We start from the raw sequence: 26,370 nt of genomic DNA on the forward strand, positions 1-26,370 counted from the left end.
AAAGCGCGGCGGATCGTTCGAATTTTAGCGGTCATGCATTTTTGCCGCCCGTTCTGGCGGCTTCGGGGCCTCACATATCCACGACCATGCGCCCCCTGATCTTGCCCTCGACGATGTCGTGGGCGGCGGCGATGATGTCGTCGAAGCCGATGGTCGTCGACAGGCCGGCGAGCTTTTGCAGATCGAGATCGCTGCCGATGCGGCGCCAGGCTTCGAGGCGCACGGCCTTGGGCGCCATCACCGAATCGATGCCGAGCAGCGAGACGCCGCGCAGGATGAACGGGGCGACGCTCGACGGCAGATCCATGCCACCCGCCAGGCCGCAGGCGGCGACCGCGCCGCCATAGGCGGTCATCGACAGCACATTGGCCAGCGTGTGGCTGCCGACGGCATCGATGCCGCCGGCCCAGCGCTCCTTGGCCAGCGGCTTGGCCGGCTGGGAGAGTTCCTCGCGCGAAATCACTTCGGCGGCACCGAGGTCGATCAGATAGGAGCTTTCGGCGTTGCGGCCGGTCGAGGCGATGACGTGATAGCCAAGGCTGGACAGGATCGAGACCGCGACCGACCCAACGCCGCCGGCTGCACCCGTCACCACCACCGGGCCGCGATCCGGCAGGATGCCGTGCCGCTCCAGCGCCATGACGCTGAGCATGGCCGTATAGCCGGCGGTGCCGACCGCCATCGCATCGTGCGCGCTGATGCCGTCGGGCAACGGCACCAGCCAGTCGCCGTTGACGCGCGCGCGCCCGGCATAGGCGCCGAAATGCGTCTCGCCGACGCCCCAGCCATTGAGGATGACCTTGTCGCCCTTGCGCCAGTCGGCATGCGATGAGGAGAGGACGGTTCCGGCGAAATCGATGCCCGGCACCAGCGGCCAGCGGCGGATCACTGGCGCTTTCCCAGTGATGGCCAGCCCGTCCTTGTAGTTGACCGTCGTCGCCTCGACCGCGACAGTTACGTCGCCTTCCATCAGATCGGCTTCGCTGAAATCGACGATCTCGACCGATTGCTTCTTTTCGGCGTCGCGCGAAACGAGGATGGCTTTGAAGGTTTCAGGCATCTCTTCTCCTCGGCTTCGCAAAGGCTGGCGGTCGGCATTGGCTGGCTCTGGCCGAACTGTGCGGCGACCGTCCGGCGAGGTCAATTGGTCAAAAGAGTCGGGCCGTCAGGCTTCTGGGCCTTGCGGCTTGGCCTCGCGCCGCCAGCCGATGAACTCGTCGAAGACGACCAGCGCCGCGCCGACCGAAATGAAGGCATCGGCAAGGTTGAAGACGGCGAAGGACCATACCGGCGTGTGGAACAATATATAGTCGATGACGTGGCCGTAGACGGCGCGGTCGATCAGATTGCCGATCGCGCCGCCGATGATCAGGGCAAAGCCGATGCGGGCCAGCACATGGCCGGCGGGCGTGCGCGTCGCCAGATAAAGCACGAAGGCAACGACCACGACCGCGATGACGACCAGGCCGGTGTCGCCGAAGGACGAGAACATCGAGAAGGCGATGCCGGTATTGTAGGTGCGAAACAGCGCCAGGAATGGCACCAGGTCGAGCTTTTCCTGGAAGACGAGGCCGGTCTCGATCAGATGCTTTATCCACTGGTCGAGCGCGATTGCCACCACCACCAGCAGCGCATAGGGAGACCATGATTTCACGATGTGGCGTCCTCGGGGGCAAGTTTCAGCGCGCCGCGCCGGATCTCGAACAGCATGATTCCGGTGGCGACCGCCAAATTGAGTGAATCGGCGCGGCCGGCCTGCGGAATCCGCAGCAGCCGGTCGCAGCTTTCCGCCAGATTGTCGGGCAGGCCCTGCTGCTCATTGCCCATCATCAAGAGCACCGGTCCTCGGGAGAAATCGACCGAGCGGTAGTCGACCGAACCCTTCAGATGGGTGCCGACCACCAGGCCCGAGAAGCTGTTTCGCCAAGCCAGAAATGCTTCCGGCGTCGCCTTGGTCACCGGCACGGCGAAGATCGAGCCCATGGTGGCGCGCACGGTCTCGACAGAAAAAGGATCGGTAGTCTCGCCGACCAGGATGACGCCCTTGGCGCCGACGGCATCGACGGTGCGGATGACGGTGCCGAGATTGCCGGGATCGCGCACCCGGTCGAGCGCCACCCAGACGTCGCCGTCGTGAGCGCGGATGTCTCTTAGCGGCAGCAGTTTTTGCCGGAAGACGCCGACAACCATTTGCGGATTGTCACGGCGGGTGATGGCGACCAGCACTTTTTCGGACACTTCGAGCACGGTGCCGCCGGCGGCAACCGTGCGCGCCGCCACCTTTTCGACCGCCGCATTGCCGCGTCCGGCCTTGGCGAAAACCAGCGTCCTGATCGACCAGCCGAGGTCGAGGGCGTCGATGACCAGCTTCAGCCCTTCGGCCATGAAGGCGTTCTGCTGGTCGCGGAATTTCTTCTGGGCGAGCGCCTTGATGTCCTTGATCAGCGGATTGGCAAGGCTGGTGACTTCCTTGACCTGCCCGGGCGCGCCGGCGTGCCGCTCATTCATTCGGGACTCCCGGGCATTCAGGTCTCCGGGGCATTCAGGCCACCCAGCGCGAAAACAGCGATGTCGACAGCGCCCGCCCGGCGGACTGCTCGCGGATGATCAGTTCGCCTGATTCAACCGTGCCGCCCATGCCGGCAAAGGTGTCGCGCATCAAGGCATGGATGGCGAAGAAGGAGGCGCGGATGGAATAGGCGGTCAGCACCACGGCGAGCGGTTTCGGCGTCAGGATCGCGCGGCAAAGATCGGTCAGGCCGGGCAGGTCCTCGAACAACTGCCAGACCTCGCCCTTGGGGCCGCGGCCATAGGCGGGCGGGTCGAACAGGATGATGTCGTAGCGGCTGCCGCGGCGCTCTTCGCGCTCGGCGAATTTCACTGCATCGTCGACGATCCAGCGGATCGGCTTGCTGCCGAGACCGGCCATTTCCTGGTTTTCGCGCGCCCAGCCGACCGCCTTCTTGGAGGCATCGACATGGGTGACTTCGGCACCGGCGCGGGCCGCAACCAGTGAGGCGAGACCGGTATAGCCGAACAGGTTCAGCACCTTGACCGGGCGTTTCGCCGCCGCGATCAGGCTGGCCATATGGTCCCAGTGCGAAGCCTGCTCGGGGAAGACGCCGACATGGCGAAACGAGGTGAAGCGGCCGAGATAGTCGATGCCGTCATGCTTCATCGGCCAGGTCTCGCCCAGCGATACCTTCGGGAACCGCCAGCGGCCGATGCCTTCCTCGTCGGTGTCGCCGGTGAAGATGGCGTCGGCGCGGTCCCAGTCCCTGGCGGGCAAGGCCTTTTGCCAGATCGCCTGTCCCTCGGGCCGCACGATGCGGTAGGGGCCGTATTGTTCGAGCTTCTCGCCGGCGCCGCTGTCGAGCAGTGCATAATCCTGATTGGGCGCCACTTCGAGGATCACCGGCAGGCGCTCAGTGGGCAGGATGCCTTCGCGACGCGCCAGGATACGGGGGGCGGGCTTCGGATCAGACCGGTCGTCCGGTTTTGTTTCGTGGCGTGGCTGTCTGGCTTCGGGTCGGACTGGTACGGTCTCCGGCTGCGGCCGCGCCTGTTCGGTCCTGCCCTTTGCGGGCGGACGGTTGTCGCGGCGTTTGTCGCGAAAGGACTTCAAGCAGGAGCGTCTCCGGAGGCGGCAGGCCGCTTTTGACATAGGGTCACCGGCTGCGCAAACAAAATGGTCCAGCGTGCGTATGTCTGAGGTGGTGGACCTCGCTGAGGAAACAGGCAAATCTGGAATCATGTCCCGTTCCGAACGCCTGCTCGACTTGATCCAGATCCTGCGCCGGCATCGCCGGCCGGTGAGCGGTCGCACGCTTGCCGGCGAGATGGACGTTTCGATCCGAACGCTCTACCGCGACATTGCCACGCTGCAGGGGCAAGGCGCGCCGATCGAGGGCGAGGCTGGGCTGGGGTATGTGCTGAAACCCGGCTTCATGCTGCCGCCGCTGATGTTCACCGACGAGGAGATCGAGGCCATCGTTCTGGGATCGCGTTGGGTTGCCAGACAACCGGACAAGCGGCTGTCGGCCGCCGCCACCGACGCGCTGGCCAAGATCGCCGCTGTGCTGCCGGATGATCTGCGCGAGGACCTCGATGCGACCGCGCTTTTGGTCGGGCCGCACGGCGATGCTGTCGAAAGCATCGACCTTGGCCTGGTGCGCCAGGCGATCCGCAACGAGAGAAAACTCGGCTTTCTTTACCGCGACGCCGGCGGCGCCGCCTCCGAGCGCTTGATCTGGCCATTCGCGCTCGGCTTTTTCGACAAGGTGCGGGTGGTGGTGGCCTGGTGCGAGACGCGGCAGGATTTCAGACATTTTCGCGCCGACCGGATGTCGGGGCTCAACACCACGTATATCCGCTATCCGCGTCGTCGGCAGGCGCTGCTGAAGGAATGGCGCGCGACGCTGGACGCACCGAAGCGCCAGCCTGGCGCTTAATGCTCCTTTCCACGCGCCCACAAGACGCTGCTGCCAGAATCTGACAGTGGGGTCACCTATGCTCCTCCAATCGAAACCCTGGAGAGCAGACATGAACACCCCCAATTTCGTCATCCTTTATGTCGACAGCCCGGAGCGGAGCGGCGCCTTCTACGGTGCGCTGCTGGGACGCCAGCCGGTGGAGACGTCGCCGACCTTCGTGCTGTTCGTGCTCGACAATGGCTTCAAGCTCGGCCTGTGGTCGCGCCACACGGTGGAGCCGTCGGCCGCGGCCGCGGGCGGCGGTGCGGAGCTCGTCTTCGCGTTGGACCGGCCTGATGCGGTGGACGCCGCCTAGACGGACTGGGCAGGACGCGGCTTGACCATTCTGCAGACGCCGACCGACATGGACTTCGGCCGCACCTTCGTTGCGCTCGATCCCGACAAGCACCGGCTGCGCGTCTACTGGCTGAACGACGGAGAACAGGCCAATGGGGAACAGGCCAATGGAGAACAGAAATGAGTGCGCACTGGATCGCGGTCGCTTCCGCCGAACATGTCCGGCGCGGCCGCGAGGCCGGCTTCATGCAGGTCAACCACGGCAAGGCGGCACCTTTGCGCCGCATCAAGCCCGGCGACGGCATCATCTACTACTCGCCGACCACAATTCTGCGCGAGAAGGACGGCCTGCAGGCCTTCACGGCAATCGGCACCGTGCGCGAAGGCGAGCCTTATCAGGGCGACATGGGCGGTGGCTTCACGCCGTTCCGCAGGGATGTCGAATGGGCCAAGGCCGAGGAGGCGCCGATCAAGCCGCTGCTCGAGCAGCTCGACTTCACCGCGGGCAAATCGAACTGGGGTTATCAACTGCGCTTTGGCCTGTTCGAAATTACGGCGCATGATTTCGCGCTGATCGCCGAGGCGATGGGCGCTGCCATGAAGGCAGGCTGAAGCATCCAGCCGCCGGATCGGCAAGGCACCGTGACAAGGCTGCTGACACCAAGTTGTCAGCAGCCTTGTGCGACAAGCGATTGTCTTCAGATAGCGTCGCGCTTGCCCCAGGAGAATAAGATGGACTTCGTCTCGATCCGCATCATTACCGATCAGATCAAGCCCTTGGTGGCATTCTACGACACGATCACCGGGCTTACCGCAACCTGGTTCACAGACGATTTCGCCGAACTGGCAACGCCGTCCTGCACACTGGCGATCGGCAGCACCCGCACGCTGGCCCTGTTCGGAACTGATGTGGCGCAGCCGGCCGCCAATCGCTCAGCGATCGTCGAGTTTCGCGTCGCCGATGTTGATGCTGAGTACAGCAGGCTGGCGAAAATTATCGGCGATTTCGTACAGACGCCGACGACGATGCCATGGGGTAACCGGTCGCTGCTGCTGCGCGATCCCGATGGCAATCTGGTGAACTTCTTCACCCCGGTCAGCGCGGAAGCGATCAGGAAGTTCGATCGCAGAACCGGCGCAGACGCTACTGCTTGAGCGCGTTGTAGACGGCAATGCCGGCGGCAAGGTCCTCAAGCGCGGCGCCGACCGACTTGAACAGCGTGACCTCAGTGGGGCTCTGCCGGCCCTGTTTTTCCCCGCGCGCCAGCTCATGCAGATCGGCGACGATGGCTTCCGGCTTCAGCACGCCGGAGGCGAGCGGCTGGACGATGTCGCCGGCTTCCTTGGTGGCGCCGGCGCGGGTGTCGACATAGACGCGGGCGCGCGCGATCGCGTCGTCGTCGCTCTCGCGCATGGTCGGCGTGAAGCCGCCGACCAGATCGACATGCGCGCCCGGCTTGAGCAGCGCACCCTTGACCAGCGGCGTCGTCGTGATCGTCGCCGATGAGACGATGTCGGCCTCGGCGAGTTCGGCGTCGAGATCGCTTGCGGCCTCGGCGTTGAAACCGTCCGCGCGCAAATCAGCCGCGACCTTTTCGGCATTGGCGGGCGTGCGGTTCCAGATGCGGATGGTCTTGATCGGCCGCACCGCGGAGTGCGCCTTGGCGAGGAACGGCGACAGCGCGCCGGCGCCGACCACCAGAAGCCGCGATGCGTCCTCGCGGGCGAGATAGGAGACGGCCAGCGCCGAGGCGCAAGCGGTGCGCCACTGTGTCAGCCGTTGGCCGTCGATCAGCGCTTCGGGCTCACCGGTGGCGCCGTTGAGCAGGAGATAGAGCCCCATCACCGCCGGTTTGCCGATGGCGTTGTTGTCGGGCGATACGGTGACGATCTTGACGCCGATATGACCGCCGACCGACGTGCCGGCCGCATGGAAGTCGGTCCACGCCGGCATCAACAGCAGCGTGGAAGTGGCACCGTCGGGCCGTTCGACTCCGTGATGATGGCGGACGGGTTGCACAGCACCCTCGCGGAAGGCCGCGCGCAATGTCTCGACCAGCCCGGGAAAGGTCAGCGCCTGGTCGACAGCGTCGGCCGAAATGGTCAGCATGCAAAACTCCGCGAAGACAAAAGCTTCGTCTTCAGGCCGTTGGCTTCGGCAGCGCCGGACCCTGGCCCGAGCCTTGCGGTGCGGCGGGTACCCGGCTGACCGCCTGGCGCAAATTCTCGGCCTCGACCCCGCGCTGGCGCGCCAGCTTGCGGTAGCGGCCCTGCTTGACCCAGGTCGCCAGGCTGCCGACGACCATGCCGATGGCGAGCGCCACGAACAGGAAGATGAACAGCGGCAAGGTCAGCGTCAGTTTCGGATTGCCGGGGTTGAACGGGTCGAGCGTGAAGGCGACCAGCTCGCGGTTGGCGACGGCCAGCGCAATCAGGATGACGGCGAGCGGCACGAAGACCACGATAAGTATGAAGCGGTTCAACATAGAGATTCCCTGGAGAAGGCAGGCCTTGATAACGCCGGCGCGTGGTCCGCGCCTACTTGCCGCCATTCAGCCTTTCACGCAATTCCTTTCCGGTCTTGAAGAACGGCACCCACTTCTCCTCGACCTCGACGGATTCGCCGGTGCGCGGGTTGCGGCCGGTGCGGGCAGGGCGATTCTTCACCGAAAAAGCGCCGAAGCCACGCAACTCGACCCGATTGCCTTCCGCCAGGGCATCGGTGATCTCGTCGAAGATCGCTCCCACGATGTTTTCGACGTCGCGCAGGAAAAGATGCGGGTTGCGCGTGGCAATGATCTGCACAAGCTCGGATTTGATCATCAGAAAGGTCCCCGTGAAAGCGCTGCGGTCAAATTATCAGGATGATTTTATTTGCTTTTTTACTCGCCCCAACCGGCAGATCAAGGGTGCCAGACGGAAACGAGACCGTCAAGAAACAAGCGATCCGCGCCAATTTCGTGAAGCACGTCGCTGCCGGCCTCCGACAGGCCGAGCGCGCTGCCGACGCTGCGCGCTATTGCTTTCGAGAACAGGAAGCCGCCACGCCGCTCGGTGTCCTTCCATTCCACCACATTGAGCTTGGCGTCGACACCCTTGGTCGCCAGCCAGTCGATCGCCACGCTCTCGCCGCCGACAGCGTCGATCAGACCGTTGGCAAGGCCCTGGCGGCCGGTGAAGATCGAGCCGTCGGCAAGGGCCAGTGCCTGATCGCGGGTCATTTTGCGGCGCTCGGCGACGATGCCGACGAACCAGTCATAGCTGTCGAGGATGAGCTTGCGGACCATGGCTCGCTCGTCTTCATTGGTCGGCTTGAAGGGCGAGGGCGATGCCTTCAGCGGCGAGGATTTCACTTCCTCGAGCTTGATGCCGACCTTGTCCATCAGACCGCTGACATCGGGATACTGGATGAGCACACCGATCGAGCCGACGATCGACGTCTTGCGGGCAACGATATGGTCGCTGGCACTGGCGATCATGTAGCCGGCCGATGCGGCCAGCGTGCCGACCTCGGCCACCACCGGCTTGTCGGCGGCAAGCTTGCGCACCTCCTCGTAGATCGATTCGCCGCCGACCGTGGTGCCGCCGGGCGAATCGATCGCCAGGATGACGCCCTTGACCTGCGAGGATGTGCGGATGGTTTCCAGCCGCTTGATCAGTTCCTCGTCCTCGGTGATTGTGCCTTCGATCCTGACCTTGGCGATGTGGTCGACGGAAGAACCGCCGAGGTCGCCGCCATAGAACCAGCTTGCAAGCGCAATCACCCCAAGGGCCACGACGGCAATGGCGGCGCCGCGCCAGAAGGTCAGCTTGCGCCGCAAGCGGCGGCGGTCGATCAGGTCGTCGGCTCTCAGTGCCATGGTCTGCCTCACAGTCGGTGGGAAGCGATGCTTTTAAAGCAAGCGTCCGCGCCCGGCTACCTCTTCCTCAAGGGCCTGCGACGAAGCGACCTTCACGACGGAGGCATTTCAGGAAAAAATGACGCGGCGCGTTCGTTTCTGCTATGAAGTGACGAAATTGTGTCGCCTGAGTTCCGTCTGTAAAACAGCGGCCGTCACATTTTTGCGGTTTTCCTCCGCTTGTGCTTGCTTGCGGGGGCCGGCAACCCACCTATAGCAGGTGTTTTGGCGGACAAGGGTTTATTAGAAGTCAGTCATGCTTGCGCGATCGAACGAACCGACCAATGCCGATGCGGCCTTGGCGCCCACGGCGCCAGCGGGCACGCGCGGCGACGCCTTCGACCGCGCCCAGCGCCACTCGCGCCGCGTGCGCGTGCTTAAGTTTGCCGTGCCGGTGCTTGCCGCCGGGATCGCGGTTGCGTTTCCGGTCTATTCCTATCTGGCGGCGCCGATCAACATTTCGATACAGGCAGACGGCACCGCTTTCGCGGATGGCAAGCTGGTGATGGCCAATCCGAAGCTCAACGGCTTCACCAAGGACAAGCTGCCCTATTCGCTGACGGCCTTGCGCGCCATCCAGGATGTCGGCAAGCAGGACATCATCGAACTCGAAGGCATCCATGCCAAATTGCCGCTGACGGCCGACAATGTGGCGACCGTCGACGCCAAGCGCGGGATCTACAACAGAAACGCCAACACGATGGACATGACCAGCGACGTTACCGTCACCACCACCGACGGCGTCGCTGCCATCTTCAAATCGGTCTTCCTCGATATGGGCAAAGGCTCTATGAAGACAGGTGATGCGGTCGATGTCAGCCGTAACGGCTCGCGGATCACCGCGGGTTCAATGTCGGTCGAAGACAATGGCAAGGTCATCGTTTTCGAGAACAAGGTAAGCGTTCACATCGATCCGGCCACTATGAAGGCGGCAGAGGCAAAGAGCGGAGAAACGAATGCGTCCCAGTAATTCGGCACGGCTTGTCGCCGCAGCTTCGGCCTTGCTGTTGCTGGGTATGGCGCCGTCCTGGGCTCAGTCCAGCGCCAGCAGCCAGTCCGGGCTCAAACTGTCGGGCGACCAGCCGATCCAGATCGAGAGCGACAAACTTGAGGTCCGCCAGGCCGACAGCATGGCGCTGTTCAGCGGCAACGTCACCGTCACGCAAGGGCCAACGCTGCTCAAGGCCGGCAGCATGGAGGTCTACTACGTCAAGGACCCCAACGCCGCCAAAGGTGCTGCCGCCGGCGCTTCGGCGATGACCGGTTCGGCCAATATCGACCATCTGGTGGTCAAGAACAAAGTCTACATCAAGTCGAATGACCAGATCGCCACCGGCGACAACGCCACGTTCGACATGAAGACGCAGGTGCTAGTTCTGTCGGGCAAGGAGGTCGTCTTGTCCCAAGGACCCAACGTCCTCAAGGGCTGCAAGCTCACCGTGCAGATGAAAAGCGGCCTTGCTCAGGTCGATGGCTGCGGCGGGCGCGTCATCATGTCGATGACGCCGCCACCGAAATCCGAGGCCCCGAAGCCCGAATGACTGGCGTGTCTTCGCTGCTGACTCGCCTTCCCGGACGGGCGGCCAGTAAACTTGCAGCACCGGCCACAGTCACCGTTGATTCCTCGAAGTTCAAGGGCACCCTGATCGCCAAGGGTCTGACCAAGAGCTACAAGGGCCGCAAGGTGGTCAGCGGTGTCACCATCGGCGTGCGCGCCGGCGAGGCTGTCGGGCTGCTCGGGCCGAACGGCGCCGGCAAGACCACCTGTTTCTACATGGTCACCGGCTTGGTGCCGGTCGATGAGGGCACGATCGAGATCGACGGTTTCGACGTCACCTCGATGCCGATGTACCGCCGCGCCCGCCTCGGCATCGGCTATTTGCCGCAGGAAGCCTCGATCTTCCGCGGCCTGAATGTCGAGCAGAACATCCGCGCCGTGCTCGAAGTGGTTGAGAAGGACCGCAAGGTGCGTGAGCGCAATCTCGACGAACTGCTCGAGGAATTTCACATCAGCCATCTGCGCAAGTCGCCGTCCATGTCGCTGTCGGGTGGCGAGCGGCGGCGTCTTGAGATCGCCCGCGCTTTGGCGACGCGCCCGGCCTACATGCTGCTCGACGAGCCGTTCGCCGGCATCGACCCGATTGCCGTCGCCGACATCCAGCAGCTGGTTCGTCATCTGACGGCGCGCGGCATCGGCGTGCTGATTACCGACCACAATGTGCGCGAAACGCTCGGCCTCATCGACCGCGCCTACATCATCCATGCCGGCCAGGTGCTGACGCATGGCCGTGCCGACGAGGTGGTGGCGAACCCCGATGTGCGCCGGCTCTACCTCGGCGAAGGTTTCACGCTCTGAGCGTGAAATTTGTTTCCTGACGTGATTTTTGCCGCCCCGCCGGGCTTTTTTCTCCGATTTTGTGTGAGATAATGCTTCGGTAGGGGCCTTTTGCCATCGTTCGCCTTGACAAGCAAAAGCCGGGCCAGTTTCTATGGAAGGTCGAAAAATTCATTTTCGGCAGCTTCTGATGTGTAGGCTTCCGGGTGCAGAAGGGCGTTTGAAACCGAACCATGGCGTTGGCGGCGAAACTACAGCTACGACAATCCCAGTCGCTGGTGATGACGCCGCAGCTGATGCAGTCGATCAGGCTGTTGCAGCTCACCCATGTCGAGCTCGACCACTTCATCGACGACGAGATCGAGCGCAATCCGCTGCTGGAGCGCGCCGAGCCCCAGGATGACGCCGCAAGCGACCAGGTGCAGAAGGGCGATGCCGCTCCTGAGCCTGCCGCCGATGGCGACTGGTTCGAAAACGAGACGGCGTGGAGCGCCGAAGCGATCTCCGACAAGCTCGACAGCTCGCTGGAAAATCTGTTCCCCGACGATCCCGGCACCAGCGAGCGGCTCGGTCCGGACCTGACGGCGCAGTGGAAGTCGGCCACCGGCAATAGTTCGTCCGGTTCTTCCGAAGGCTTCGACGTCGGCGACATGGCCGCCGCGGCGATCACGCTGCGCCAGCATGTCGGCGAGCAGATCGCGCTTGCCTTTGCCGATCCGGCCGCAAGGCTGATCGCAGCCGAACTGGCCGACGGCCTGGACGAGGCCGGCTATCTGCGCGCCGATCCCGCCGAGATCGCCAAACGGCTCGGCGCCGATCAGGCGATGGTGGCCAATGTGCTGGCAGCCTGCCACACATTCGAGCCGGTCGGCCTGTTTGCGCGCGACCTTGCCGAATGCCTGTCGCTGCAGCTTGCCATGCGCGATCGTCTCGATCCGGCGATGAAGACGCTGATCGGCAACCTAGAACTCCTGGCGCGGCGCGATTTCCAGACGCTGAAGCGGCTTTGCGGGGTCGACGAGGAGGATCTCCTCGACATGCTGGCCGAAATCCGCGCGCTCGACCCGCGCCCGGGCATGGCGTTTTCGGGCGGCGCCAGCGACGCCATCGTCGCCGATGTCGAAGTCCGCGCCGCCAATGACGGCAGCTGGACGGTCGAGCTCAATGCCGAGACGCTGCCGCGCGTGCTTGTCGATCACATCTATTTCGCCCAGGTCTCGCCGCATGCGAAGAATCAGGCGGAGAAGGATTTCCTGGCCGAATGCCTGCAGAATGCCAACTGGCTGACGCGCAGTCTCGACCAGCGGGCAAAGACGATCCTGAAAGTGGCGTCGGAAATCGTGCGCCAGCAGGACGCTTTTCTCGTCCATGGCGTGCGCCAGCTCAGGCCGCTCAACCTGCGCACGGTGGCCGATGCCATCGGCATGCATGAATCGACCGTCAGCCGGGTGACGGCCAACAAATACATGCTGACGCCGCGTGGCGTGTTCGAGCTGCGTTATTTCTTCACGGCTTCGATCGCGGCGTCGGGCGGCGGTGATGCGCATTCCTCGGAAGCGGTGCGCGACCGCATCAAGCAGCTGATCGACGAGGAAAAGCCCGCCGATGTGCTGTCCGATGACGCAATCGTCGACATGTTGAAGGAAAGCGGCGTCGATATTGCCCGGCGCACGGTGGCCAAGTACCGGGAGGGTATGAATATTCCCTCGTCGGTGCAGCGGCGGCGTGAAAAGCGCGCTCTGGCGAGCGCGGGGCGCTAGGTCTGCTTGCCTGGCAAGGCTTTTGCTATGGCTGGATTCCACAACTTTCCGACCTTAAAGCGCATTGCGCTGAAACGGATTCATACGACGCGCTTTAAGCCTTTGTTTTGATGCATGTCGTTGTCCCAGAACCGCAGCGCACTTCTGGGCGACATGCATTAATTGACAAGCTGCAATGAAGTGTCTAGAAGCCCGCCCGCATGAGACGGGCTCGCGGCCCGCATGCGGATGGTCCGTCACGATGAAGGCCACGGGACGGCCAAGAAGGCGGATTGTGATCAACCGGAAAGTTCGGATCTAAAATCGGCGCGAGTTGACGCCGCAAAGCTTGTGCGCACGGATCACGAGTATAAACTCTGGCCAGTTTGAAGCCTGAGCAAGGAAGGTCAGTTTTCAGATGAAATTGCGCATATCGGGTAAACACATGGATATCGGCGATGCGTTGCGTACGCGCATTACCGATCGTGTCGGCGAGGCGATTGGAAAATATTTCGATCGCGGTTTTTCAGGGCACGTCACGGTCATCAAATCGGGGTCGCGTTACTCGGCCGATTGCATGATCAGGCTGGATTCCGGCGCTTCGCTGCAGGCAACCGGCGATTCCCAGGATCCGACACTTGCCTTCGAGGCGGCCGCGGACCGCCTCGAAACCAGGCTGCGGCGCTACAAACGCCGTCTGAAATCGCACAATTCAGGCAATGGAAATGGCGAAATCACCGACATCGCCTATACGGTGATGGCGCCGCTGACTGATGACGATGAGGACATTCCGGAGGACTACGCCCCGGCCATCGTCGCCGAATCAACCATGACGCTGCAGACCATGTCGGTCGCGTCGGCGGTCATCGAACTCGACACCAAGGACAGCCCGGTTTTCGTCTTCCGCAACGCCGGAAACGACCACCTCAACATCGTCTATCGGCGGCCGGACGGAAATATCGGCTGGATCGACCCGTCGACGACCAAAGTCGCACAGGCCTGACGACAACGACAATGGTCGCACAGGTGACGACAATGGTCGCACAGGGATAATAGCCAGCCGCGCGAGGGGCGAGGACTGGCGACGGCAGGCGAATAAGGGATTTCAAATATGGATCTGAGCGATCTTCTCAACGTTCCGGCGATCTTGCCGGCGTTGAAGGCGAACTCCAAAAAGCAGCTTCTGCAGTTGCTGTCCGAGAGAGCGGCGGCGATTTCCGGCATTCCGGAGCGCGAAGTGTTCGACACCATCCTGCAGCGCGAACGGCTGGGCTCCACCGGCGTCGGCAACGGCATCGCCATTCCGCACGGCAAGCTCGCCGGGGTGAAGCGCATCGCCGGCGTCTTTGCCCGGCTGGAGACGCCGGTCGATTTCGAGGCCTTGGATGACCAGCCGGTCGATCTGGTGTTTTTGCTGCTGGCCCCGGAAGGCGCCGGCGCCGATCACCTCAAGGCACTGTCGCGCATCGCCAGGGTTTTGCGCGACGCCGACACGGTGGCCAAGATCAGAGGCACGCGCGACGCGGTCGCCATCCACGCACTGCTTTCGGACACGCAGGCCTCGCACGCCGCCTGAAGTTCTTCGGATTTAAGTCTTCCAGGGGCCGCCGAAGGCGGCCCTCTCCATTTCAACCGCCAGCAGTCGCCTTAGTGAATGGCGACAGTGGTCAGGTCGTTTTCCATGGCGCCGGCCAAAGCCCGGTCTTTCGCATCCGAAAGCAGGATCGGCTGGCCGTTGGCGGCAAACAGGGCCCACAGGACCATACCAGGCGCTATTTCGCCGAGGTTGGGGAAGCGCCCGAGCAGATCGTCGCTCGAGACCTTGCGGAGATAAGCGACCGAGCCTTCGCCGAGATGGGCGAATTCGCCGCTGGTCATGGTGATGGTTTCGTCAGTTCTGGTCATTTCAAGCCTCCTTGGCGCGAGGACGCCGCTCAAGGCCATCCCGCATGAGAGCCATCGGTAAAGATCAGTCTTTCACCGATATATTTATTTTCCGTACCAGCCGTTCGGTATCCGGCCGATCGAGATCGATCGACAAAAGGCCGTTCTTCAGTTCCGCTGCGATCACCCGCATGCCGTCTGCCAGCACGAAACAGCGCTGGAACTGGCGCGCGGCGATGCCGCGGTGGAGGAATTCGCGCTCAGTGTCGTCGGTTTGACGGCCGCGCACGACCAACTGGTTTTCCTCCGTGGTGACATCGAGATCGCTTTCGGCGAAACCCGCGACAGCCAGCGTAATGCGCAGCCTTTCGGCCTTGCCGTCAGCACCGCTGAGGCGCTCGACGTTGTAGGGAGGATAACTGTCACCGGATTTCGCCAGTCGTTCCAGGGTCTTTTCCATGGCATCGAAACCAAGGAGAAGCGGGCTGGAGAAGGGCGTCATTCGGCTCATGTTACACTGTCCTCTTTGGAGCGACATAAACTGGAAAAACCCGGATGGCATTTTTCCCGATGGTCTTGATATGGTCCGCGCCGCGGCCAAGTTCAAGCCGCCGAACACCCCCGCCAAAAAGACTCCCCCGCATAAGGAAATGAAATGCCCCAGACCCGCAAGATCATCATCGACACGGATCCCGGCCAGGACGATGCCGTCGCCATATTGCTGGCGCTCGGCAGCGCCGAGCTGGAGATCGTCGGCATCTCTGCTGTTGCCGGCAACGTGCCGCTGAAATTGACCGAAAAGAACGCCAGGAAAATCTGCGAACTGGCCGGCCGGCCCGACATCAAGGTCTATGCAGGCGCCATCCGCCCGTTGGCGCGCGAGCTGGTCACCGCCGAGGAAGTGCATGGCAAGACCGGCCTCAACGGCCCGCAACTGCCCGATCCGAAGATGAAGCTGCAGGGCCAGTATGCCGTCGATTTCCTTGTCGAGACGCTGATGAAGGAAGAGGCCGGCACGATCACGCTGTGCGCGCTCGGCCCGCTCACCAATGTCGCGCTGGCGCTGATCCGCGAGCCGAAGATTGCACCGCGCATCAAGGAGATCGTGCTGATGGGCGGCGGCTTCTTCGAAGGCGGCAATGTCACGCCGACCGCCGAGTTCAACATCTATGTCGATCCGCAAGCGGCCGACCTGGTGTTCAAATCCGGCATTCCGATCGTCATGATGCCGCTCGACGTCACCCACAAGGCGCTGACCACGGCCAAGCGCACGCAGGCCATCCGCCAGCTCGGCACCAAGGTCGGCACCGCGACGGCCGAGATGCTGGAATTCTTCGAACGCTTCGACGAGGAGAAATACGGCACCGATGGCGGCCCGCTGCACGACCCGTGCGTCATCGCCTATCTGTTGAAGCCGGAGCTGTTCAAGGGCCGCAACTGCAACGTCACCGTGGAAACCACCTCCGAACTCACCATGGGCATGACCGTGATCGACTGGTGGGGCGTGACCAAGCGGCCGAAGAACGCCATGGTGATGCGCGACATCGACCATGACGCGTTTTTCGCGCTGCTGGTTGAGAGGTTGGCGCGGCTTTAGCTCTGTCTTTCCTTTCTCCCATTGTGGGTTCCGAAGGGACGGGGCGAGACAAGTGGCTCGCCCCCGGGCGGCGTCGCCGAAGGCGACGGATGTGGGGTGTTCCAGGGAACGCCCACGTCTCACTCCGCTGGAACACCCCTCATCCGTCTCGGCGCTATCGCGCCGATCCACCTTCTCCCACAGGGGGAGAAGGAAGGCGCCGCCGCCGTTCACTTTGCAAATCGATAGAAGACCATTCCATTCTCGCGCGTGACGCGCTCCATGTTTGCCGTCGCGCCGATCAGATGCGGCCGGTCGTCATCGACAAGAATGGACGAACCGCTTTCGAGCGAAACCAGATAAAGGGTGTGGTCGTGGTCCGATTGGGCGCTTTTGACCGTTGCGTGGATTGGCTCGACTGACCGGATAGGGCTCGCGTCATTCGTCCATTTGTAGAGCGCCGAAGGAACCATCATCGCGAACATGGCGACGATCAGGACCACGCCGGGCGCGTTCCTTTTCAAATCCCTATAAGTCCATGACATTTGAAAGAATCCCCAGCACAAAGTCATGTGGTGGCGTGGAGACTGACTTTCAATCAGCCTTCACGTACGGGCTCATTCTGCCGTTGGAAACGACCGTCCACGGTTGTTACTTCGCCTTCGAAAAAGCTAGCCACAGGCCGCCGCCGACCAGAAAGCTGCCGCTGATCCTGGACATCAGCTTAATGCGGCTTGCCGAGAGCAGGCGGCCGGCGCGGCTGGCGGCGAGAGCATAGGTGGAATCCGAGACGGCGGCGAAGATCATGGCGGTGAGGCCCATGACGACGATCTGCAGGGTGTAATTGCCCTGCGGGGCGATGAATTGCGGGAAGAAGGCGCCGAAGAACACCAGGGTCTTGGGGTTGCTCAGCGCCACGAGCAGGCCCTGCAGGAAGAAGCCGCCGCGCGGCTTTCTCGCGGTGCCGTCGGCATTCAGCGCGCCCTTGGAACGGAACATCTGCACCCCCATCCAGATCAGATAGGCGGCGCCGATCAGGCGTACCCATTCGAACCAGTGGCCCATGCCCGATATCAGCGTGTTGAGGCCGATGCCGACAATGGCGATCATCACGGCGAGCCCAGCCTGCGTGCCGGCGACATTGGCAAGGCCGGCGCGGTAGCCATGGCGGATGCTGTTGGCGATGATCAGCGTGACAGTCGGACCGGGCACCAGGATGATGACGATGCAGGCAAGGACATAGGCAGCGTAGAGTTCCAGCGACATGGGGATTTCCTCGAGGATGCGCTTAGGCGGCTGGCTGCAATCAATGCATGGCGGCGGGGGTTGGTGCAAGCCGGTCGCAGACCGTGCCGCCCCTCGCGTCAGGACGCCCCAGCCTGCCAAGGCACGGTCGCCTCATAGGCCGCTCCGGCCCTGAGCACGGCGAGGTCGCCGCGCGGCCGGCCGATCAGCTGCATGCCCAAGGGGCGGCCTTTGTCGTCGAAGCCGACGGGCACGTTGAGCGCCGGACAGCCGCCGAGCGTGGCGAAGGCCGAAACCTGCATCCAGCGATGGTAGCTGTCCATCGTCCGTCCGGCGACCTCACTTGGCCAATGCGTGCCGACTTCGAAAGGAAACACCTGCGCCGTCGGCAGCGCGATGAGATCGAAGTGCTCGAACAGCCACAGCAGCGTCCGGTGCCAGGAGGTGCGGATGACCGAGGCCGCGCGGATCTGCGGCGCCGTCAGTCGCATGGCGTTCTCCACCTCCCAGACGGCTTCCGGCTTCAGCAGGGCGCGCTTGTGTGGGTCGTCATAATGGACTTTCAGCGCCGAGCCGCTGCTCGCCTGCCGCAGCGTCACGAAGGCTTGCCACAGTGCCTCGAAATCGAAATCCGGCAGCAAGGGCTCGGTCAGGAAGGATGCCTCCGCGAAGCGGCCGAGTGCGGCCTCGCACAGGTCGAGGATGCCAGGCTCTACCGGCAGGTGACCGCCGAGATCACCGAGCCAGCCGACGCGGCCGCCGCTTGCCGGCGTTGCCAGCCCTTCGAGGAACGAACCAGGCTTTTCCCAGGACAAGGGCGCATGCGGATGGTAGCCCGCCTGCACATCGAGCAGCAGCGCCATGTCGCTGATGCTGCGGCCCATCGGTCCGTCTATGCCCATCTGGGCATGAAAGACTTCAAGATCCGGCCCGCCGGGGACAAGGCCCTGCGACGGGCGGAAGCCATAGACATTGTTCCACGCCGCCGGATTGCGCAGCGAGCCGCCGAAATCGCTGCCGTCGGCGACCGGAACCATGTCGAGTGCAAGGGCGACCGCAGCGCCGCCGCTCGACCCGCCTGCGGTGAGCGCCGGATCGAAGGCGTTCAGCGTCGGGCCGAACACGTTGTTGTAGGTGTTGGATCCCAGCCCGAATTCGGGAACATTGGTCTTGCCGATGATGATGGCGCCGGCCTTGCGGATGCGCTCGACGAAGAAATCGTCCTCCTGCGGCACGAAATCGGCAAAGATCGGCGAGCCGAAACTGGTCCTCAAGCCGCGCGTCATGGCGAGGTCTTTTATCGCCATCGGCAGGCCAAACAGCGAGCCGGCCGGCCCGCCTTGCGCTAGATGCGCGTCCGCCGCGTCGGCCTCGCGCAGGATGTCGGAGCGCTCGCGCAACGAGACGATGGCGTTGACCAGCGGGTTTACCGCGTCGATGCGGTCGAGGAATGCGGCGACCAACTCGCGCACGGACAGGCGGCGCAGCCGGATCGCCTCGGCCAGGTCGACAGCGGACATCCGGCAGATGTCGCCGGCGGGGGGCACGGCGTGCTTCGTTGCGGGGCGCAGGGCTGTCATCCGGCGTTGTTGCGCAGGGCGGTGTCGACATCCGCCGCCAGCGGGATGGCCGGCTGGGCGCCGGGCTTCAGGCAGGCGAGCGAGCCGGCGGCTGCGGCGCGGGTGAGAGCCTGCTCCAGCGGCAGGTTGGACGCCAGCCCGGCGGCGAGATAACCGCAAAAAGTATCGCCGGCCCCGACGGTGTCGACCGGCGTGATCTTCAGCGCCGGCACGGTCAGGAAATCCTCCGGGGTCGCCGCCAGCACGCCGTCGCCGCCGAGCGTGACGACGATGGTGCGGCCGGTCTTGCCGGCGAAGTCGCGCATGCGCGCCGGGCGGTCGCGGCCTTTCAGCGACAGCGCCTCGCCGTAAAGATCGAATTCGGTTTCGTTGGCGATGGCGTAGTCGGCCTTGCCGAGCAACGCTGCCGCCTCGCTACGGAACGGCGCGGTGTTGAGCACGGTGACCGCGGCGGCGGCGCGTGCGGCGTCGAGCGCTGCATCGACAGTCTGCAACGGGATCTCGTGCTGCAGCAGGACGACGTCGCCCTTCGCAAGGAAAGCCTTGGCGAGATCGCCGGGCAGCACCGAATCATTGGCGCCCGGCACGACGGCGATGACATTCTCGCCATCGGCGCCGACGAGGATCAGCGCCGTGCCGGTGGAGGCGAAGCTCTGGCCGACGCCGGAGAGATCGACCTTGCCGGCCACGAGCAAAGCGAGGGCTTCGGTTGCGAAATTGTCCTTGCCGACGGCGCCGACCATGCGCACCTTGGCGCNCCTTGGCGCCGGCGCGCGCCGCAGCCAGCGCCTGGTTGGCGCCCTTGCCGCCGGGCGCGGTGGCGAAGCCGGAGCCGCGGACCGTCTCGCCCGGCGAAGGCAGGCGGTCGACATTGGCGATAAGGTCGAGGTTGATCGAGCCGACAACGATGATCAAGAAAGCCTCCTGCGGAATGCGCGGGAAGCTAACCTGTAAGCCGGCGGCTTGCCAGAGCGTGCGGATGTTTTGCGCCGGGAGCTCGCAAAAAGAACAACACCGGCGAAGGGATTTCGCCGGTGTTGTTTGATGCGGGCAGCTTCAGGACGCGGTCTGGCCCGCTTCCCAACCGAGGATGGCGCGTTTGCGGGTCAGGCCCCAGTGGTAGCCGGTGAGTGCGCCGGACTTGCCCAGCGCCCGATGGCAAGGGACGACGAAGGACAATGGGTTGGCGCCGACCGCCGCCCCCACCGCCCGGCTGGCGTTTGGCGCGCCGATCCTGGAGGCGATCGAGGAATAAGTGCAGGCCTTGCCCATCGGGATCCTGAGCAGCGCGTCCCAGACGCGCAGCTGGAAGTCGGAGCCGATCATCACCACGCGCAGCGGCTGGTCGGCGCGCCACAATGTCGGATCGAAGATGCGCGCCGCATAGGGCTGGGTGGCGCTCATGTCCTCGACATAGGTGGCGTTCGGCCAGCGGCCCGACATGTCGGCGAAAGCCGCCCGCTCGCCGCCCGGATCGTTGAAGGCGAGCCCCGCAAGGCCACGGTCGGTGACCATGATCAGGGCGATGCCGAAGGGCGAGATGTGGTAGCCGTAGCGGATGGTCAGGCCAGCGCCGCGCGTCTTGTAGTCGCCCGGCGACATCGCCTCGTGGGTGACGAACAAATCGTGCAGCCGGCCGGGGCCGGACATGCCGAGTTCGAACGATGTTTCGAGGAGCGGCATGCCGGAATCGAGCAGTTTGCGGGCATGGTCGAGGGTGACCGCCTGCAGGAAGGCTTTTGGCGACAGGCCGGCCCAGCGGGTGAACAGCTTTTGCAGGCCCGTGGGTGTCTCGCCGACATCAGCGGCCAAGGCTTCCAGCGAGGGCTGGTCGCGATAGTCGAGGCTGATCTTCTCGATGGCGCGGCGCACGACCTCGTAGTCGCTGCCGTTGGGGGTGATGTCGTGCTGCAGGATCGCTGTCGGTTTCATCTGCGTATTCATGGTCATCTGGGCGTTCATGGCAATATCTCCTTGACCGCGAATATCGGTCTTTCCGCCCCTTGCAACCACCCGAAACTTGCCTTGTTGCCGCCTGTTCCCAGATAAATACTGGATTGCGCCCCGGGAGATGCCAATGGCCGGCGAAAGGGTGAATCTGAGCGGAGCAAGGGAGACCTTGCTGATGACGCTTTATGGCAAGGCACTGGAAAGCCGGCTGCCGCATTCGCTGCTCGGGGATCGCTTCGCCGACGAGGCCGTGCGCAAGATCGACTATGATTTCTCGCGCCTCAAGGTCGACACCAATCTCGGCATCGGCCTGGCGATCCGGGCCAAGACGTATGATGTCCGCGTTCAGGACTTCATCGCCAGAAATCCCGGCGCCATCGTGCTGCATCTCGGCTGCGGGCTCGATACGCGCATTTTCCGTGTCGATCCACCCGAAGGCGTGGAGTGGTTCGATGTCGATTTTCCGGATGTCATCGCGCTCCGGCGCAAGCTTTACCCGTCCCGGGACCACTACCACCTCGTCGGCTCTTCGGTAACCGACCCAGACTGGCTGGCAGAAGTGCCGAGCAATCGTCCGGCCGTCGTGGTGATGGAGGGGTTGACGCCTTATCTCCCGGTAGAGGAGGGGCCACGGCTGCTGTCACGCCTTGTCGCGCATCTTGCCGGCGGCGAGCTGATGTTCGACGCCTACAGCCACTTCGGCCTGAAGATGCTGCGCCTCAATCCGACCATCAGGGCGACGGGCGCCGAGGTTCACTGGGCGATCGACGACCCGCAGGTACTGGAGCGTGCCGTTCCGAAGCTGCGCTTTGTCGACGATATCTCGGCCTACAGCGCGGAACGCACAGCGCATATGAGCTGGTCCGCAAAACTGTTCATCGGGCTGTGGAGGCATATCCCAGCGCTGCGCAAGGTCGGCCGGATCTTGCGCTATCGGTTCTAACGCCGGCTCATCGTGTCTTGGCAGTTGCCAGGGCGCGCGAAAATGCAGTGGCAAAACTCTCGCGTGAGTCGGGGTCCAGGAATGACCCGATCGGCACATTCTTCCCCTGTGCTTCCACCACCATTTTGGTGATGCCGATCTCGGCATGGCGAGCGACGGAAAAGCGCGCCCAGAACGGGTTGAAGCGATGCGCTTCCGACTTTCCCGAGGGCGCCGTCTTGCGGATGTCGAGGCTGGTGCGCGACACCGACACTTCCTCGCGGGCACGGGCGGCACGATAGTTGGCGCGGAAGGCGACGTAGACGGCGATGACGTCGAGGCCGAAGAAGCCGAACACCGGCCAGGCGCCGCGCGACAGGAAAAACGCCCCGGTCACCACCCAGCCGAACAGCAGCGCGCCCATCAGCACGGCAAAGCCGGTGCGGCCCAGCGAGCGGTGCGGTGTCAGCAGCGCCTGGAAGAATGGCTCGTCGGCCTGAAACGAGGCGTTTGTGTCGCTCATCCCAGGATATTATAGGAAGGGGATGGCGAGCCCCAAGTCCAAAAACCTTTCCCAATCCAAAAGTGAACTGCCGCCCGGGCGGCGCGACGGCTCGAATGCCAAGCCGCGACCGCGGCCGGCCCGTTCGCTCTACAGCGCGGCCGAGGTGCATGAGATCTTCCGGCGGTTTTCGGTGCAGCGGCCCGAGCCGAAGGGCGAGCTCGAGCATGTCAACGCCTTCACGCTGCTGGTGGCCGTGGTGCTGTCGGCGCAGGCGACCGATGCCGGCGTCAACAAGGCGACGCGGGCGTTGTTCAAGGTCGCCGACACACCTGAAAAGATGCTGGCGCTGGGCGGAGCCAGGGTCGGCGAGTACATCCGCACCATCGGACTCTGGCGCAACAAGGCCAAGAATGTCGTGGCGCTCTCGGAGGCGCTGATACGCGATTACGGCGGCGAGGTGCCCAGCGAGCGCGATGAATTGGTCAAGCTGCCGGGGGTCGGGCGCAAGACCGCCAATGTCGTGCTCAACATGGCGTTCGGCCAGCACACGATGGCGGTCGACACCCATATTTTCCGCATCGGCAACCGCCTCGGCCTGGCGCCAGGCAAGACGCCCGAACAAGTCGAGCAAGGGCTGCTGCGGATCATCCCGGACGAGTATATGCGCCATGCGCATCACTGGCTGATCCTGCATGGCCGCTATGTCTGCAAGGCGCGCAAGCCCGATTGCCCGGCCTGCGTCATCGCCGATCTCTGCAAGGCCGAGGTGAAGACGACAGACGTGCCGGCGCCGCTCGTGGAAATCGCGGCGCCCGGCGTCCCGACAACTAGCTTTCCTCCACGAACACCTCTTCGCGCTTCTTCTTGACCGACGGCAGGAAGACGACGACGAGCACGGCAAGTGCGACGAGCAGCAGGCCGGCGCTGATCGGCCGCGTCACGAAGGTCGAGGGGTCGCCGCGCGACAGGATCATGGCGCGGCGCAGGTTTTCCTCGAGCAGCGGGCCGAGCACGAAGCCGAGCAGCAGGGGTGCGGGTTCGCAGCGCAGCTTGGTCAGGATGTAGCCGAGCAGGCCGAAGAATGCGACCGCGTAGAGATCGAAGGCGTTGGTGTTGACGCTGTAAACGCCGATCGAGCAGAACGCCATGATGATCGGGAAGAGCACATAATAGGGGATCGTCAGCAGCTTCACCCACAGCCCGATCAGCGGCAGGTTCAGCACGATCAGCATCAGATTGCCGATCCACATCGAGGCGATGGTGCCCCAGAACAGCGCCGGCTGCTCGATCGCGACATTGGGGCCGGGCACGATGCCCTGGATGATCATGGCGCCGATCATCAGCGCCATGACCGGATTGGCCGGAATGCCCAGCGTCAGCATCGGAATGAAGGAGGTCTGGGCGCCGGCATTGTTGGCCGATTCCGGTCCGGCGACGCCGGCAATGGCGCCCTTGCCGAACTCCTCCGGGTGTTTCGACACGCGCTTTTCGACCGTGTAGGAGGCAAAGGCCGCAAGCACCGCGCCGCCGCCGGGCAGGATGCCGAGCGCCGAACCGATGATCGTGCCGCGCACGATGGGCGCGGCCATCGCCTTGAAGTCGTCGCGGGTCGGCATCAGGCCGGAGACCTTTTTGATCATCACCGAGCGCTCGTGCTCGTTTTCGAGATTGCGCAGGATCTCGGCAACGCCGAAGACGCCGACCGCCACCGCGACGAAGTTCAGCCCGTCGGCATATTCGCGGATGCCGAGCGTGAAGCGCGGCGTGCCGGTGTAGATGTCGGTGCCGACAATGCCGAGCAGCAGGCCGAGCACGACCATCGCCAGCGCCTTGACGATCGAGCCGTGGGCGAGCGCGATGGACGAGACGAGGCCGACGATCATCAGCGAAAAATATTCGGCCGCGCCGAATTGCAGGGCTATTGCCGTCAGCGGCGGGGCAAAGACGGCGACGAGAAAGGTCGACACCGTGCCGGCGAAGAACGAGCCGATCGCGGCGATCGCCAGAGCCGCCCCGGCGCGACCGTTCCTGGCCATCTGGTAGCCGTCGATGGCGGTCACGGCCGAGGAGGATTCGCCGGGCATGTTGATGAGAATGGCGGTGGTCGAACCGCCATACTGGGCGCCGTAGTAGATGCCGGCCAGCATGATGAGGGACGAGACCGGGTCGCCGATCTGGAAGGTGATCGGCAGCAGCATGGCGATGGTTGCGGTGGCGCCGATGCCGGGCAGGACGCCGATCAGCGTGCCGAGCAGAACGCCGATGAGGCAAAAACCCAGATTGGCCGGCGTGGTGGCCGTCGAAAAGCCGAGTTCGAGGTTCCTGAGGAGGTCCATCTCAGCGCCTCACAATGCCAGCCATTGGGGCAACCAGGGGCCGAAGCGCTGGAATGGCAGCCCGAGCGCGTAGCTGAAGACCAGCACCGAAAACAGCGTCAGGCCGGCCGACAGCAGAAGTGCCGTCAGCGGCTTCATGCGGGCGCTGGCAAAAGAGGCGATCAGCGCCGTCAGGAAGATCGACGGGACGAAGCCGAGGCCGCGCACGGTCATGCCGAAAAAGATCGGCGCCGGCAGGATGAACAGCATGCCGCGCCACGCAATGGGGCCGATCGGCTCGCCCTCGACGCGCACCGCCTGGACGAGGATGATGGCGCCAAGCACGATCAGCACGATCGCCAGCACCAGCGGGAAATAGCCCGGTCCCATGCGGAAGGCGGTGCCGATTTCGAGGCCGAGCGATTGTATCGCGAAAAAGGCGCCGAAAAAGATGAACAGCGCGGCGCACAGGCCGTTTGTCCTGTCGATGGCGAAAGGTTTCATGGCGGTCCTCCCTGACCCTTGCGACGGCTGCCGTTGCAAATGTGAAACGGACGTCGAAGCGAAAACGGGGCGCCGGCAGCGCCCCGTTCAAGCCTCAGTCGGCGTATTGGCCGGCGGCTTCGATGATCGGCTTCCAACGCGTGATCTCGCCTTCCAGCTTGGCCTTCAGCGCTGCCGGCGTCGCGTCGGACTCGGACGACGGCTTGGTGCCCAGTTCGGCAAAGCGGGCGATGACGTTGGGGTCCTTCAGCGCGACCTGGAGCGATTTCGACAGTCGGCCGGTGATCTCGGCCGGCGTGCCCTTCGGCGCATAGAGGCCGTGCCAGATGCTGACCTGCACCGCGGGCAGGCCGGCTTCGATGGTCGTCGGCACGTCCTTCAGCACGTCGAGGCGTTCCGGCGTGGTGACGGCATAGGCCTTGATCGTGCCGCCCTGGATCTGCTTGGTGGTGTTGGTAGTCTGGTCGCACATAATGTCGACCTGGCCGCCGAGAAGGTCGGTCATGGCCGGGCCGGTGCCCTTGTAGGGTACGGTGACCAGCGGCGTGCCGATGGCGCTCATGAATAGCATGCCGCACAGATGCGAGGCAGCGCCGATGCCGGCATTGGCTACAGTGATGGTGTCCTTGTTGGTCTTGGCGTATTCGACCAGCCCTTTCAGGTCGGCCGGCTCCAGGTCCTTGCGGGCGACGATCGCCATCGGCACCTCCGTGACGAGGCCGACATACTCGAAGGCGTTCAGCGTGTCATAGGCGAGTTTTCTGTAGAGGGTCGCGCTGGTCGCCATGCCGATGTGATGGAGGAGCAGCGTGTAGCCATCCGGGTCGGCGTTGGCGACGCGGCCGGCGCCCAGCGTGCCGCCGGCGCCGCCGACATTTTCGACGATGATCTGCTGGCCGAGATCCTTCGACATGGCTTCGGCGACGAGCCGCGTAACCGTGTCGGTCGGACCGCCGGCCGCAAACGGCACGACGACGGTGATGGTGCGCTCGGGATAGGTCTGTGCGCTGGCGGCGAACGAATAAAGCGAGACGGCCGCGGCGGCGGCCAGGGCGGCTACAATTTTCCTCATCGTAATTCTCCTCCCAGGATATCAATCTCCGATCGCTGTGCAGGTCAGGCAGCGACGGTGCAACAAAGGCAAGCT

At 63.9% G+C, this 26,370-nt stretch carries 30 protein-coding genes and 2 pseudogenes; 13 read left to right on the forward strand and 19 right to left on the reverse strand.

The genetic code is table 11. From position 1 onward, the window contains the following. Positions 1-70: 70 nt before the first annotated feature. The 4 genes from X733_RS165600 to X733_RS165585 form a co-directional block, all read right to left on the reverse strand. Positions 71-1,060 (reverse strand): MDR family oxidoreductase, encoded by a 990-nt coding sequence (locus tag X733_RS165600; protein ID WP_023669761.1) that lies wholly within the window; start codon positions 1,058-1,060, stop codon positions 71-73. 105 nt (positions 1,061-1,165) lie between these two features. After that, positions 1,166-1,654, reverse strand: a complete 489-nt coding sequence (gene lspA / locus X733_RS165595; protein WP_023817163.1) for a signal peptidase II — start codon at positions 1,652-1,654, stop codon at positions 1,166-1,168. Then, positions 1,651-2,508 (reverse strand): RNA methyltransferase, encoded by an 858-nt coding sequence (locus X733_RS165590; protein ID WP_023817164.1) that lies wholly within the window; start codon positions 2,506-2,508, stop codon positions 1,651-1,653. The genes lspA and X733_RS165590 overlap by 4 nt, the downstream gene beginning before the upstream one ends. A 34-nt stretch (positions 2,509-2,542) precedes the next feature. Beyond that, on the reverse strand, positions 2,543-3,625 hold the full coding sequence (locus X733_RS165585) for a class I SAM-dependent rRNA methyltransferase (protein WP_023817165.1): 1,083 nt from the start codon (positions 3,623-3,625) through the stop codon (positions 2,543-2,545). Positions 3,626-3,752: 127 nt separating this feature from the next. Between X733_RS165585 and X733_RS165580 the strand changes: the two genes are divergently transcribed. The 4 genes and pseudogenes from X733_RS165580 (at position 3,753) to X733_RS165570 (ending at position 5,924) form a co-directional block, all read left to right on the forward strand. Continuing rightward, on the forward strand, positions 3,753-4,451 hold the full coding sequence (locus X733_RS165580) for a YafY family protein (protein WP_023683063.1): 699 nt from the start codon (positions 3,753-3,755) through the stop codon (positions 4,449-4,451). A gap of 91 nt (positions 4,452-4,542) precedes the next feature. Continuing rightward, positions 4,543-4,953, forward strand: a pseudogene (locus X733_RS01000000165670) (VOC family protein). After that, positions 4,950-5,381, forward strand: coding sequence for an EVE domain-containing protein (locus X733_RS165575; RefSeq protein WP_023714121.1), 432 nt, complete (start codon positions 4,950-4,952; stop codon positions 5,379-5,381). The pseudogene X733_RS01000000165670 and the gene X733_RS165575 overlap by 4 nt, the downstream one beginning before the upstream one ends. A 120-nt stretch (positions 5,382-5,501) precedes the next feature. Then, positions 5,502-5,924: a VOC family protein gene (locus X733_RS165570; protein WP_023817166.1), complete on the forward strand. Its 423-nt coding sequence runs from the start codon at positions 5,502-5,504 to the stop codon at positions 5,922-5,924. Here X733_RS165570 and X733_RS165565 read toward each other — a convergent pair. From X733_RS165565 to sppA, 4 genes are all read right to left on the reverse strand, one after another. After that, entirely contained in the window at positions 5,914-6,879 is a 966-nt protein-coding gene (locus X733_RS165565; RefSeq protein WP_023751410.1) for an ornithine cyclodeaminase family protein, read from the reverse strand. The genes X733_RS165570 and X733_RS165565 overlap by 11 nt on opposite strands. 31 nt (positions 6,880-6,910) lie before the next feature. Then, the gene (locus X733_RS165560; RefSeq protein WP_023698203.1) at positions 6,911-7,255 is read right to left on the reverse strand and encodes a lipopolysaccharide assembly protein LapA domain-containing protein; all 345 of its coding nucleotides are present in this window, start codon (positions 7,253-7,255) and stop codon (positions 6,911-6,913) included. 52 nt (positions 7,256-7,307) lie between these two features. Then, positions 7,308-7,592: an integration host factor subunit beta gene (locus X733_RS165555; protein ID WP_006200394.1), complete on the reverse strand. Its 285-nt coding sequence runs from the start codon at positions 7,590-7,592 to the stop codon at positions 7,308-7,310. An 80-nt stretch (positions 7,593-7,672) separates the two neighbouring features. After that, positions 7,673-8,629: a signal peptide peptidase SppA gene (sppA, locus tag X733_RS165550; RefSeq protein ID WP_023817167.1), complete on the reverse strand. Its 957-nt coding sequence runs from the start codon at positions 8,627-8,629 to the stop codon at positions 7,673-7,675. A 295-nt stretch (positions 8,630-8,924) separates the two neighbouring features. Here sppA and lptC point away from each other — a divergent pair, with 295 nt between their 5' ends. The 6 genes from lptC (at position 8,925) to ptsN (ending at position 14,318) form a co-directional block, all read left to right on the forward strand. Continuing rightward, the gene (gene lptC / locus X733_RS165545) at positions 8,925-9,638 is read left to right on the forward strand and encodes an LPS export ABC transporter periplasmic protein LptC (RefSeq protein WP_023669748.1); all 714 of its coding nucleotides are present in this window, start codon (positions 8,925-8,927) and stop codon (positions 9,636-9,638) included. Continuing rightward, complete coding sequence (locus tag X733_RS165540; RefSeq protein ID WP_023683069.1) at positions 9,625-10,209, forward strand: LptA/OstA family protein; 585 nt, start codon at positions 9,625-9,627, stop codon at positions 10,207-10,209. Before lptC ends, X733_RS165540 begins: the two co-directional genes overlap by 14 nt. After that, complete coding sequence (lptB, locus tag X733_RS165535) at positions 10,206-11,024, forward strand: LPS export ABC transporter ATP-binding protein (protein WP_023669746.1); 819 nt, start codon at positions 10,206-10,208, stop codon at positions 11,022-11,024. The genes X733_RS165540 and lptB overlap by 4 nt, the downstream gene beginning before the upstream one ends. A 212-nt stretch (positions 11,025-11,236) precedes the next feature. Then, the gene (rpoN, locus tag X733_RS165530) at positions 11,237-12,763 is read left to right on the forward strand and encodes an RNA polymerase factor sigma-54 (protein ID WP_023683070.1); all 1,527 of its coding nucleotides are present in this window, start codon (positions 11,237-11,239) and stop codon (positions 12,761-12,763) included. Positions 12,764-13,160: 397 nt separating this feature from the next. Further along, positions 13,161-13,745 carry a ribosome-associated translation inhibitor RaiA gene (gene raiA / locus X733_RS165525; protein WP_023751408.1) on the forward strand — a complete coding sequence of 195 codons (585 nt, stop codon included), beginning with the start codon at positions 13,161-13,163 and terminating at the stop codon, positions 13,743-13,745. A 108-nt stretch (positions 13,746-13,853) separates the two neighbouring features. Next, positions 13,854-14,318 (forward strand): PTS IIA-like nitrogen regulatory protein PtsN, encoded by a 465-nt coding sequence (gene ptsN / locus X733_RS165520; protein WP_023669743.1) that lies wholly within the window; start codon positions 13,854-13,856, stop codon positions 14,316-14,318. A gap of 71 nt (positions 14,319-14,389) precedes the next feature. On the opposite strand, the gene X733_RS165515 is transcribed toward ptsN, so the two are convergent. Then, complete coding sequence (locus X733_RS165515) at positions 14,390-14,647, reverse strand: DUF1150 family protein (protein WP_023817168.1); 258 nt, start codon at positions 14,645-14,647, stop codon at positions 14,390-14,392. Between the two features lie 64 nt (positions 14,648-14,711). Continuing rightward, positions 14,712-15,137: an Hsp20 family protein gene (locus X733_RS165510; RefSeq protein WP_023817169.1), complete on the reverse strand. Its 426-nt coding sequence runs from the start codon at positions 15,135-15,137 to the stop codon at positions 14,712-14,714. Between the two features lie 144 nt (positions 15,138-15,281). Here X733_RS165510 and X733_RS165505 point away from each other — a divergent pair, with 144 nt between their 5' ends. Further along, complete coding sequence (locus X733_RS165505) at positions 15,282-16,223, forward strand: nucleoside hydrolase (RefSeq protein ID WP_023817170.1); 942 nt, start codon at positions 15,282-15,284, stop codon at positions 16,221-16,223. A gap of 209 nt (positions 16,224-16,432) precedes the next feature. Here the strand turns inward: X733_RS165505 and X733_RS165500 are convergent, their stop codons facing one another. The 5 genes and pseudogenes from X733_RS165500 to X733_RS165485 all read right to left on the reverse strand — a co-directional run bounded on the left by X733_RS165500 (position 16,433) and on the right by X733_RS165485 (position 20,989). Then, positions 16,433-16,705, reverse strand: coding sequence for a hypothetical protein (locus tag X733_RS165500; protein WP_245261353.1), 273 nt, complete (start codon positions 16,703-16,705; stop codon positions 16,433-16,435). A 148-nt stretch (positions 16,706-16,853) separates the two neighbouring features. After that, complete coding sequence (locus X733_RS165495) at positions 16,854-17,468, reverse strand: LysE family translocator (protein WP_023669737.1); 615 nt, start codon at positions 17,466-17,468, stop codon at positions 16,854-16,856. 98 nt (positions 17,469-17,566) lie between these two features. Continuing rightward, a complete protein-coding gene (locus X733_RS165490) occupies positions 17,567-19,027 on the reverse strand; it encodes an amidase (protein ID WP_031192911.1) in 1,461 nt (486 codons plus the stop codon). Next, positions 19,024-19,942: pseudogene (locus tag X733_RS01000000165675) on the reverse strand (ribokinase). Before X733_RS01000000165675 ends, X733_RS165490 begins: the two are co-directional and overlap by 4 nt. Before the next feature lie 141 nt (positions 19,943-20,083). Further along, a complete protein-coding gene (locus tag X733_RS165485; protein WP_031192912.1) occupies positions 20,084-20,989 on the reverse strand; it encodes a methylated-DNA--[protein]-cysteine S-methyltransferase in 906 nt (301 codons plus the stop codon). Positions 20,990-21,104: 115 nt separating this feature from the next. On the opposite strand from X733_RS165485, the gene X733_RS165480 reads away from it, so the two are divergent. Beyond that, positions 21,105-21,920 carry a class I SAM-dependent methyltransferase gene (locus tag X733_RS165480; protein WP_023737543.1) on the forward strand — a complete coding sequence of 272 codons (816 nt, stop codon included), beginning with the start codon at positions 21,105-21,107 and terminating at the stop codon, positions 21,918-21,920. Between the two features lie 7 nt (positions 21,921-21,927). Here the strand turns inward: X733_RS165480 and X733_RS165475 are convergent, their stop codons facing one another. Further along, positions 21,928-22,422 (reverse strand): DUF2244 domain-containing protein, encoded by a 495-nt coding sequence (locus X733_RS165475; protein WP_023728522.1) that lies wholly within the window; start codon positions 22,420-22,422, stop codon positions 21,928-21,930. Between the two features lie 22 nt (positions 22,423-22,444). Between X733_RS165475 and nth the strand changes: the two genes are divergently transcribed. After that, positions 22,445-23,272 (forward strand): endonuclease III, encoded by an 828-nt coding sequence (nth, locus tag X733_RS165470; RefSeq protein ID WP_023817172.1) that lies wholly within the window; start codon positions 22,445-22,447, stop codon positions 23,270-23,272. On the opposite strand, the gene X733_RS165465 is transcribed toward nth, so the two are convergent. From X733_RS165465 to X733_RS165455, 3 genes are all read right to left on the reverse strand, one after another. Beyond that, positions 23,232-24,740 (reverse strand): tripartite tricarboxylate transporter permease, encoded by a 1,509-nt coding sequence (locus X733_RS165465; protein WP_023817173.1) that lies wholly within the window; start codon positions 24,738-24,740, stop codon positions 23,232-23,234. The genes nth and X733_RS165465 overlap by 41 nt on opposite strands. Before the next feature lie 9 nt (positions 24,741-24,749). Continuing rightward, positions 24,750-25,223, reverse strand: coding sequence for a tripartite tricarboxylate transporter TctB family protein (locus X733_RS165460; RefSeq protein WP_023686558.1), 474 nt, complete (start codon positions 25,221-25,223; stop codon positions 24,750-24,752). Positions 25,224-25,317: 94 nt separating this feature from the next. Then, the gene (locus X733_RS165455; protein WP_023704194.1) at positions 25,318-26,295 is read right to left on the reverse strand and encodes a tripartite tricarboxylate transporter substrate-binding protein; all 978 of its coding nucleotides are present in this window, start codon (positions 26,293-26,295) and stop codon (positions 25,318-25,320) included. Positions 26,296-26,370: the final 75 nt, after the last annotated feature.

It is taken from the genome of Mesorhizobium sp. L2C066B000 (genome assembly GCF_000502335.1).
Lineage (GTDB): Bacteria > Pseudomonadota > Alphaproteobacteria > Rhizobiales > Rhizobiaceae > Mesorhizobium.

Bases quoted from the DNA above. Each gene is read 5' to 3' on its own strand.
- sppA (WP_023817167.1), bottom strand. From the start codon at position 8,629: ATGGCACTGAGAGCCGACGACCTGATCGACCGCCGCCGCTTGCGGCGC.
- X733_RS165510 (WP_023817169.1), bottom strand. From the start codon at position 15,137: ATGAGCCGAATGACGCCCTTCTCCAGCCCGCTTCTCCTTGGTTTCGAT.
- ptsN (WP_023669743.1), top strand. From the start codon at position 13,854: ATGGATCTGAGCGATCTTCTCAACGTTCCGGCGATCTTGCCGGCGTTG.
- X733_RS165490 (WP_031192911.1), bottom strand. From the start codon at position 19,027: ATGACAGCCCTGCGCCCCGCAACGAAGCACGCCGTGCCCCCCGCCGGC.
- X733_RS165570 (WP_023817166.1), top strand. From the start codon at position 5,502: ATGGACTTCGTCTCGATCCGCATCATTACCGATCAGATCAAGCCCTTG.
- X733_RS165455 (WP_023704194.1), bottom strand. From the start codon at position 26,295: ATGAGGAAAATTGTAGCCGCCCTGGCCGCCGCCGCGGCCGTCTCGCTT.
- X733_RS165460 (WP_023686558.1), bottom strand. From the start codon at position 25,223: ATGAAACCTTTCGCCATCGACAGGACAAACGGCCTGTGCGCCGCGCTG.
- X733_RS165575 (WP_023714121.1), top strand. From the start codon at position 4,950: ATGAGTGCGCACTGGATCGCGGTCGCTTCCGCCGAACATGTCCGGCGC.
- X733_RS165555 (WP_006200394.1), bottom strand. From the start codon at position 7,592: ATGATCAAATCCGAGCTTGTGCAGATCATTGCCACGCGCAACCCGCAT.
- X733_RS165600 (WP_023669761.1), bottom strand. From the start codon at position 1,060: ATGCCTGAAACCTTCAAAGCCATCCTCGTTTCGCGCGACGCCGAAAAG.
- raiA (WP_023751408.1), top strand. From the start codon at position 13,161: ATGAAATTGCGCATATCGGGTAAACACATGGATATCGGCGATGCGTTG.
- lptC (WP_023669748.1), top strand. From the start codon at position 8,925: ATGCTTGCGCGATCGAACGAACCGACCAATGCCGATGCGGCCTTGGCG.
- X733_RS165580 (WP_023683063.1), top strand. From the start codon at position 3,753: ATGTCCCGTTCCGAACGCCTGCTCGACTTGATCCAGATCCTGCGCCGG.
- X733_RS165515 (WP_023817168.1), bottom strand. From the start codon at position 14,647: ATGACCAGAACTGACGAAACCATCACCATGACCAGCGGCGAATTCGCC.
- X733_RS165465 (WP_023817173.1), bottom strand. From the start codon at position 24,740: ATGGACCTCCTCAGGAACCTCGAACTCGGCTTTTCGACGGCCACCACG.
- X733_RS165540 (WP_023683069.1), top strand. From the start codon at position 9,625: ATGCGTCCCAGTAATTCGGCACGGCTTGTCGCCGCAGCTTCGGCCTTG.
- X733_RS165505 (WP_023817170.1), top strand. From the start codon at position 15,282: ATGCCCCAGACCCGCAAGATCATCATCGACACGGATCCCGGCCAGGAC.
- rpoN (WP_023683070.1), top strand. From the start codon at position 11,237: ATGGCGTTGGCGGCGAAACTACAGCTACGACAATCCCAGTCGCTGGTG.
- X733_RS165480 (WP_023737543.1), top strand. From the start codon at position 21,105: ATGGCCGGCGAAAGGGTGAATCTGAGCGGAGCAAGGGAGACCTTGCTG.
- X733_RS165560 (WP_023698203.1), bottom strand. From the start codon at position 7,255: ATGTTGAACCGCTTCATACTTATCGTGGTCTTCGTGCCGCTCGCCGTC.
- X733_RS165485 (WP_031192912.1), bottom strand. From the start codon at position 20,989: ATGAACGCCCAGATGACCATGAATACGCAGATGAAACCGACAGCGATC.
- nth (WP_023817172.1), top strand. From the start codon at position 22,445: ATGGCGAGCCCCAAGTCCAAAAACCTTTCCCAATCCAAAAGTGAACTG.
- X733_RS165495 (WP_023669737.1), bottom strand. From the start codon at position 17,468: ATGTCGCTGGAACTCTACGCTGCCTATGTCCTTGCCTGCATCGTCATC.
- X733_RS165590 (WP_023817164.1), bottom strand. From the start codon at position 2,508: ATGAATGAGCGGCACGCCGGCGCGCCCGGGCAGGTCAAGGAAGTCACC.
- lptB (WP_023669746.1), top strand. From the start codon at position 10,206: ATGACTGGCGTGTCTTCGCTGCTGACTCGCCTTCCCGGACGGGCGGCC.
- X733_RS165475 (WP_023728522.1), bottom strand. From the start codon at position 22,422: ATGAGCGACACAAACGCCTCGTTTCAGGCCGACGAGCCATTCTTCCAG.
- X733_RS165565 (WP_023751410.1), bottom strand. From the start codon at position 6,879: ATGCTGACCATTTCGGCCGACGCTGTCGACCAGGCGCTGACCTTTCCC.